This window comes from Streptomyces sp. bgisy100, from assembly GCF_057709105.1.
In genome coordinates this window covers 1-2676 of sequence record NZ_JBYITE010000104.1, presented here as the reverse complement: position 1 = coordinate 2676, position 2676 = coordinate 1, and the positions used below count along the sequence as shown (strand labels likewise).

At 56.9% G+C, this 2676-nt stretch carries 1 rRNA gene; it reads right to left on the bottom strand.

From position 1 onward, the window contains the following. Positions 1 to 5 precede the first annotated feature (5 nt). Positions 6 to 2676 (bottom strand): 23S ribosomal RNA (locus tag AC3EQ1_RS31245); the annotation flags it as partial.

Below are 2676 nucleotides of genomic sequence, written 5' to 3'. Positions count from 1 at the left end.
CAACTGAGGACAAGCCCTCGGCCTATTAGTACCAGTCAACTCCACACGTTACCGTGCTTCCATATCTGGCCTATCAACCCAGTCGTCTACTGGGAGCCTTACCCTCTCAAGGAGGTGGGAATACTCATCTCGAAGCAGGCTTCCCGCTTAGATGCTTTCAGCGGTTATCCCTCCCGAACGTAGCCAACCAGCCATGCCCTTGGCAGGACAACTGGCACACCAGAGGTTCGTCCGTCCCGGTCCTCTCGTACTAGGGACAGCCCTTCTCAATATTCCTACGCGCACAGCGGATAGGGACCGAACTGTCTCACGACGTTCTAAACCCAGCTCGCGTACCGCTTTAATGGGCGAACAGCCCAACCCTTGGGACCGACTCCAGCCCCAGGATGCGACGAGCCGACATCGAGGTGCCAAACCATCCCGTCGATATGGACTCTTGGGGAAGATCAGCCTGTTATCCCCGGGGTACCTTTTATCCGTTGAGCGACGGCGCTTCCACAAGCCACCGCCGGATCACTAGTCCCGACTTTCGTCCCTGCTCGACCCGTCGGTCTCACAGTCAAGCTCCCTTGTGCACTTACACTCAACACCTGATTGCCAACCAGGCTGAGGGAACCTTTGGGCGCCTCCGTTACTCTTTAGGAGGCAACCGCCCCAGTTAAACTACCCACCAGACACTGTCCCTGATCCGGATCACGGACCCAGGTTAGACATCCAGCACGACCAGAGTGGTATTTCAACGACGACTCCACACACACTGGCGTGCATGCTTCACAGTCTCCCACCTATCCTACACAAGCCGAACCGAACACCAATATCAAGCTATAGTAAAGGTCCCGGGGTCTTTCCGTCCTGCTGCGCGAAACGAGCATCTTTACTCGTAGTGCAATTTCACCGGGCCTATGGTTGAGACAGTCGAGAAGTCGTTACGCCATTCGTGCAGGTCGGAACTTACCCGACAAGGAATTTCGCTACCTTAGGATGGTTATAGTTACCACCGCCGTTTACTGGCGCTTAAGTTCTCAGCTTCGCCAGAACGAATCCTGGCTAACCGGTCCCCTTAACGTTCCAGCACCGGGCAGGCGTCAGTCCGTATACATCGCCTTACGGCTTCGCACGGACCTGTGTTTTTAGTAAACAGTCGCTTCTCGCTGGTCTCTGCGGCCACCACCAGCTCAGAGTGCAAAACTCATCACCAGCAATGGCCCCCCTTCTCCCGAAGTTACGGGGGCATTTTGCCGAGTTCCTTAACCATAGTTCACCCGAACGCCTCGGTATTCTCTACCTGACCACCTGAGTCGGTTTAGGGTACGGGCCGCCATGAAACTCGCTAGAGGCTTTTCTCGACAGCATAGGATCATCCACTTCACCACAATCGGCTCGGCATCAGGTCTCAGCCTCAATGTGTGACGGATTTACCTACCACACGGCCTACACCCTTACCCCGGGACAACCACCGCCCGGGCTGGACTACCTTCCTGCGTCACCCCATCACTTACCTACTACCACCTTGGATCGGCGGCTCCACCACTCCCCTTTGCCCGAAGGCTCCAGGGCGGCTTCACGGCCTTAGCATCAGAGGATTCGATATTGGGCGCTTCAAAGCGGGTACCGGAATATCAACCGGTTGTCCATCGACTACGCCTGTCGGCCTCGCCTTAGGTCCCGACTTACCCTGGGCAGATCAGCTTGACCCAGGAACCCTTAGTCAATCGGCGCACACGTTTCCCACGTGTGTATCGCTACTCATGCCTGCATTCTCACTCGTGAACCGTCCACAACTCGCTTCCGCGGCTGCTTCACCCGGCACACGACGCTCCCCTACCCATCCCAGCGGGCGTTGGCCCTCATGCTGGAATGACACGACTTCGGCGGTACGCTTGAGCCCCGCTACATTGTCGGCGCGGAATCACTTGACCAGTGAGCTATTACGCACTCTTTCAAGGGTGGCTGCTTCTAAGCCAACCTCCTGGTTGTCTCTGCGACTCCACATCCTTTCCCACTTAGCGTACGCTTAGGGGCCTTAGTCGATGCTCTGGGCTGTTTCCCTCTCGACCATGGAGCTTATCCCCCACAGTCTCACTGCCGCGCTCTCACTTACCGGCATTCGGAGTTTGGCTAAGGTCAGTAACCCGGTAGGGCCCATCGCCTATCCAGTGCTCTACCTCCGGCAAGAAACACACGACGCTGCACCTAAATGCATTTCGGGGAGAACCAGCTATCACGGAGTTTGATTGGCCTTTCACCCCTAACCACAGGTCATCCCCCAGGTTTTCAACCCTGGTGGGTTCGGTCCTCCACACGGTCTTACCCGCGCTTCAACCTGCCCATGGCTAGATCACTCCGCTTCGGGTCTTGGGCGCGCTACTGGGTCGCCCTATTCGGACTCGCTTTCGCTACGGCTTCCCCACACGGGTTAACCTCGCAACACACCGCAAACTCGCAGGCTCATTCTTCAAAAGGCACGCAGTCACGACGCACCGAGCAAGCTCGATGCGCGACGCTCCCACGGCTTGTAGGCACACGGTTTCAGGTACTATTTCACTCCGCTCCCGCGGTACTTTTCACCATTCCCTCACGGTACTATCCGCTATCGGTCACCAGGGAATATTTAGGCTTAGCGGGTGGTCCCGCCAGATTCACACGGGATTTCTCGGGCCCCGTGCTACTTGGGTG